The sequence below is a fragment of the Okeania sp. SIO3B5 genome (assembly GCF_010692555.1).
GTDB lineage: Bacteria > Cyanobacteriota > Cyanobacteriia > Cyanobacteriales > Microcoleaceae > Okeania.
This window is the reverse complement of sequence record NZ_JAAHHG010000575.1, coordinates 1-6,165: the sequence shown is the minus strand read 5'-3', so window position 1 is coordinate 6,165 and position 6,165 is coordinate 1. Positions and strand designations below refer to the sequence as shown.

General features: G+C 32.4%; 2 protein-coding genes. Both read right to left on the bottom strand.

The features are described 5' to 3' along the window. Positions 1–898: 898 nt before the first annotated feature. Complete coding sequence (locus tag F6K54_RS38480; RefSeq protein WP_293089382.1) at positions 899–2,683, bottom strand: sensor histidine kinase; 1,785 nt, start codon at positions 2,681–2,683, stop codon at positions 899–901. A gap of 1,533 nt (positions 2,684–4,216) precedes the next feature. Then, positions 4,217–5,596: a response regulator gene (locus tag F6K54_RS38475; protein WP_293089380.1), complete on the bottom strand. Its 1,380-nt coding sequence runs from the start codon at positions 5,594–5,596 to the stop codon at positions 4,217–4,219. Positions 5,597–6,165: the final 569 nt, after the last annotated feature.

Below are 6,165 nucleotides of genomic sequence, written 5' to 3'. Positions count from 1 at the left end.
AGAAGAATCGTAAAAGTGATTTTCTACCCCTCGAAATGCCGAAAATCTTAGATTTTTGAACCATTACTACCTAAAAGCTGGTACTCCCTTAGTACCTGAAAAGGGTAAAACCAAAACCAGTCAAGACACGCGATATTTAATCAGCAAGCCCTAATTACTTAATAATTGAAGTGCTACCTAAGTATAGTATTAATAAATTGTAATTGATATAAGAAGGGCAAAAGTTTACAGGCTTTTTTACATACATATTTTATTTTAAATTATCACTAATATCACTTTGATAAAATTCTGCTCAAAATTTTTTTGTATTCAGCTAAATTCCTGGAGTTTAGACTAAATTTTGAGTTCTTCAAATAATTTGCCGAGAAGCAATTAAGACTTGGAATTCACTACCCTGGGGTAATACTTGATGCTCTTGATGAAAAGTATTTTTGAGGGGATTTGAGTAAGGACTTAGGTGATTCAAACTATTCAAAAAGTCTTGCCATGGCAAAATTAACCCATAGCACAGGCGGGGGAATAATTAACTTAAAAGTCGTTGCAATGCTGATGCAGAAATAGTTTCAGCCTAGGTTCGACTATCTCACTATTTTCCCTCAGCAAGTTTTCGGCCCGCTGTAATTAGTCTAAACTCCAGTTCCTATTACCTATTCCCTATTCCCTATTCCCTATTCCCTATTCCCTATTCCCTATTCCCTATTCCCTATTCCCTATTCCCTCTTTTCTGGAGATGTCTATTATAGTCTAAACTCCAGTAAATTCAGTGACTCTAAATTTATCATTTAGGAGTCGAGTTTAGGAAGTGGAGAAGAGAGAGCTAATCAGAGAAAATTACCATAAATAATTTAATTGCAATACTTAAAATCTTTAATTATTTTACTGAATCTTACGATACTGCTTAACTAATTTTCTGCCTAATAGGAATCTGAATTATAAACTCTGCTCCCTTTCCTGGTTGAGAATAACACAATAATTTTCCGCCATGTTTTTCCACAACAATTTGATAACTAATAGATAACCCTAATCCAGTTCCTTTTCCTGAAGATTTAGTTGTAAAAAAAGAATCAAATAATTTTTTGCTAACTTCTTCAGCCATACCTAAACCATTATCTGCAATTGAGATTACTACCCACTCTTTATTTAAAATCTTAGTACAAACTTTAATTTGACTCGGATTTTTCCTGACTTCTTCTGGCGTGCGTTGTTCATTATATTCATCCAACGCATCAATAGCATTACTCAAAATATTCATCAATACCTGATGAAGTTGACCAGCATAAAAATCCACTAATGGTAATTCTTGATATTCTTTTATCAGCCTAATTTTTGGGGAAGAAGTTGTTGCTTTCATCCGGCTTTCTAAAAGCATCAATGTACTGTCTATTGCTTCATGAACATCAACTTGTTTAAACTCTGTTTTTTCAAACCGAGAAAAGCTACGCATTGACTTAATTATCTCATAAATTCTTTCTGTACCTATCTCCATAGACCTAATAATTTCATTGAGGTCTTTCTTAATAAAATTCAGGTCAATTTCTGCTATTTTAATTTTAATTTCTGGTGTAGGATGAGGAAATTCCTGCTGATACATATCTAGCAATTCTAGTATGTCTTGAACATATTCTTGAGCTGGAGTAATATTTCCATGAATATAGTTAATTGGATTGTTAATTTCATGAGCAACACCAGCTACCATTTGTCCTAAGCTAGACATTTTCTCTGTGTGTAGTAATTGGGCATGGGTTATCTGCAGTTTTTCTAAGGTTTTTTGCTCTTCAGCAATTGCTTTTTCTAAACGGTCAGATTGAATTAATGTGGATTTCTCCGATACATCTAATAATTGATTTAATGTCGCATTTTCTGATTTAAGTTCTTCAATAATTCTATCTTTATATTTTAGTTCGTTCTGACTAACTGTTTGATCTTTATCTTGGCTAGATGAGAAAATTTTGCCTCGGTCAAAGGGCAAAAGTGCTATCTTAACACTTAGTGCTAATGGCTTTAATAAATCAATAGTTTCTCTTGGTACTTTTACCTTTAAAAACATTAAAACTACAAACATATTTCCTGAAGGTAATAAACCTCCAAATCCGATTACAGATTTAATATTAAAAGGAATTACAAATGATTTCTGGGCTGGAATATAAGGGCTACCAAAGGCATCAGCTACATAAAATACGTTGTACATTTTTTGCTCTAAATCAGCCAATAAATTTGGGTCTTCTTCTAGTACTTGACCAGGGTCTAATCCTAATTGTTGAATTAGCCTTGATATCATTGGAATTTTAGCGATCGCTGCTTTGTTTACTAAAGGAATTGCTTTGTGTCCAGAAGATTTTTGTCGTAAATTCCATTCTGGTTTTTCCCCAGCAGTACTCAGCAAGGTTAAGCACTTTAAATTAGGAGTTACTGATTGATTATTTAATAATTTAGAAGCATATTCTTGCAGTTCATGACTGAGTTGTTTATATGGAATAGTCTGAAACATACGGATTAATACGCAGGATTTTTCTTTGATATCTTTACTAATTAGATTTTCATAAAGATATTTAATAATTCTATTGCTTACTTCTTCTGTCGTATGAGCATCTTTTCCTAATTGGCGTAAAGCTAGCCCACATTCAGACATATCTCTGAGTCCAAATTGAGTTAAATCATACATTTTTACTTTTTTGAAATTCACTTCAGTAATGTATAATAACAATTCCCAAAAATAATGCTATACTTCCAATGCAACTTCAGTTATTAAGTAATAATAATAATTCAGTAATGAATGTAGAGAATTATCGGCATTAATCCAAAATATTTTATGCCTTTAAACCCTACTCCCTACTCTCTACTCCCTACTCCCTACTTCCAAGGAAATGTAGCAAAACTTTTGAGAAATGGTATAATTTAAGTTTAACATGAAAATATCTATACAATTAGATATAAGTGTTTAATATTAAGTATTAAATACTTATATCTAATTAAATTAAAATCTAAAACTTATATGTTCAAATATGTCAATTTATTATTGCAGGTAATATATAGCAATCAGGAATCAGATGTGAGAATTGAGGTGTTCCTTGTAAAGTATAGGATATAGCAGTTATCTTATTCTTATGTATTCCTTTCTTCCCTATTCCCTATTCCCTCCATACCTAAAGCAAAAGTCTCCAATATCTCACAACTAAAATCATATTGCTATAGTCTTTCCCAAGCTAATAAGGTACAGTTGTTTTTCTTCTTTATCGATTCCTACGGAACCAGAATTACTACTCCCTACTCCCTACTCCCTACTCCCTAAAACCAAGGAATTTTGTACCTCACAAGTATGGGAATTGCTATAAATTAAAAAATAATCTTAAAAATAAGAAATTAGTAGTCTAATGGTATAAATCAGCAGAAGATAATCAAGAACACTATCAAATTATTTATAATTTGTAAGTAGGGCTTGCTGATTAAATATCAAAGCATTTATACCAAGCGTGATAAATGTTTGTTACAAATGGTAAAAGTAAGAAAGAAGGAAGAGGGAAGAAGGAAGAAGGGGTAAATATTGAAAAAAAGGGAAAAACGATAGAAATAACTATCTAAAATAAACTGGGGCAGCTATTTTTAAGCATATCCGATCGATATCTACCTTTTCGTAGCATTCTTTTTTTAAATTGGTATTACAGGTAAAGGTTTTAACCTTTTTAGGACCGAAAAAAGTGCGCCTGTTTCAGCTCTTCACGCTCAAAAAGTTAGTATTTTAGGCGCATAGTTGGGCAGAACAATCTTGGGACAATTCTTAACTACTACCTCCTCGCTCCCAAGCCATTTCTCCTGTCTCCTGTCTCCTGTCTCCTGCCCTCACCCATAAGACTTTTTCAGCAAGCCCTAAGTATTTCCTGCGGAATGCTGCGCAAACAGCTATTAGCTGTCAACTCGAGCGCAACAAGACTCTCTCCTTAAGGACAGTGTTTAAATTAAAATAGACTTTAAGGGCAAGGGAACCAACTTTTCTAGTAAAATAATTAATAAAGCTTTGATCGTAAATTAAAAGCAATAGCTGAAGTCCGCAGTTCCTCCTCCGGAGGCTAGCTGATGGCTGAATGCTTACCGAATTATTAATTATTAATTATTAATAATTCTGGTTTAAAGCCTCCCCTTTTAAGGGGAAAAAAAAGAAATAATATCAGGAGATATTCAATCCTCTCGGTTTTAACCAGAGGTAATTATCAATTATCAATTATCCATTATCAATTAATGAATATAATTTTTTTTCTCTTTTTTGATTTGGTAATTTAATCACAAATTCTGTTCCTTTTTCAGGAAGAGAATTACATTCCAATTCTCCTCCATGTTTATTGACTATAATTAAGTAACTCATAGATAATCCTAAGTTGCTGGTTTTATTGTTAGTATTGGCATTTTCAAAAGCTTCATATAGTTTATCTTTGAGGTTTTCCAGTATTCCCAGTCCATTATGAGCTATTCTAATTTCTACTCCATAGGATTCAATAATTGAAGTAGTAATAGTAATCCGATTTGGATGTTGCAGAATTTCTTGATAAGTTTTAAGTTTTTTATAGTTGTATTCTTCCAAAGAATCAATTGCATTGACTAACAAATTCATAAAAACTTGATTTAAGGTATTTGGATAACAATTAATCTGAGGTAAACTTCCATAATTTTTGACAATTTCAATGGCTGGACGTTGATTATTAGCTTTTAGTCGATGCTGTAAAATTATCAGAGTATTATCTATACCTTCGTTAATATCAAAAGCTACTTTTGAAGTACTATCTGCCCTAGCAAAACTTCGCAATGATACGCTAATTTCACTTATGCGATCACTGGCTTTTTTTACGGAAAATAATATTTTTGGTAGCTCTTCAATCAGAAAATCTATATCCATATCTTCCGCGTCTTTTTCAATTATTAGACCAGGATTAGGAAATTCTTTTTGATATAATTTAATATGATTAATAATTGCTGTGAGATATTTTTCCGCCAAATTAACATTACCGACAACTATACTAACTGGATTATTTAACTCATGGGCAATACCAGCAACTAATGCCCCAATGTTAGACATTTTTTCACTTTGAATTAGTTGCAATTGAGCTGCTTTAAGTTCTGCTAAAGATTGAGAAAGTTCTGCAGTTCTTGCCTGCACTCGTTCTTCCAGTTCAGATGCAGATTTCTGCAATTCTATTTCTGCTGCCGTCCGTTCTTTTATCTCTTTTTGTAAGCGTATATGTATATCTATTCTAGATAAAAGTTCTTCTGGTTTAAACGGTTTAACAATATAGTCTACAGCTCCTAAATTTAAACCTTTTATTTTTTCAGTAGATTCAGAAAGTGAAGTCATAAAAATCACAGGAATATTTTTAGTTCTTTCTGAAGCTTGCAAGTATCTACAAACCTCAAAACCATCTATTCCTGGCATAATTATATCTAGTAAAATCAAATCTGGTAATACATTTTTTACCTTCTCAATCGCACTTTCCCCATCCTCTACTACAATGACATTAAAACCAGAAAATCTTAATAAATTTAACATTAAATTGGCATTTTTATATTCATTATCTACCACCATAATTGTGTGTTCCTTTTTTTGATTCATGGAAACTCCTTTGATTTTTTTATTAGTTCAAACTACAGAAGTTTGCGACTTTATTCAGTACAAAATTTCATAAAAATCACTAATACTGCACCCAATTATTTTCAAAAATTCCGTATTTTTTTCTGAATTAAATATTTTTGTAAGCATTTCCTGCGGAATGCTGCGCAAACAGCAGTCAGCTAGCCTCCTATGATTGGAACTGCATTATCAGTTTTATTACCTTTAGTGGACAATTTAAGCTCGTTGTTCTTGTGCTTCAATTCTGTGTTTAAAAATGTAGTAGAAGTTAATCAAATACTTGGTTCATTCATTAAAAAGCTGAATGCGAGCACATTCCGCAGGAAGAGCTGAACGCTAATAGCTGAATGCTTACATATTTTTTTACAAAGATCATAAAGATAACTAGATTTATTCCTAATAAAATCAAAGTTAATCTCAGATCGTCTATGATATCATGTCCGGTTGAATAATTAGACAATGGTTGTCCGAAGGCAGGAGGCAGGAGGCAGGAGGCAGAAGGTTTTCTTTCATTGTCACCTTAATTTTATACACGCTAGATCGGAAGAGCG

Excerpts from the sequence above, each read along its gene's own strand:
- F6K54_RS38475 (WP_293089380.1), bottom strand. The coding sequence starts at position 5,596 with ATGAATCAAAAAAAGGAACACACAATTATGGTGGTAGATAATGAATAT.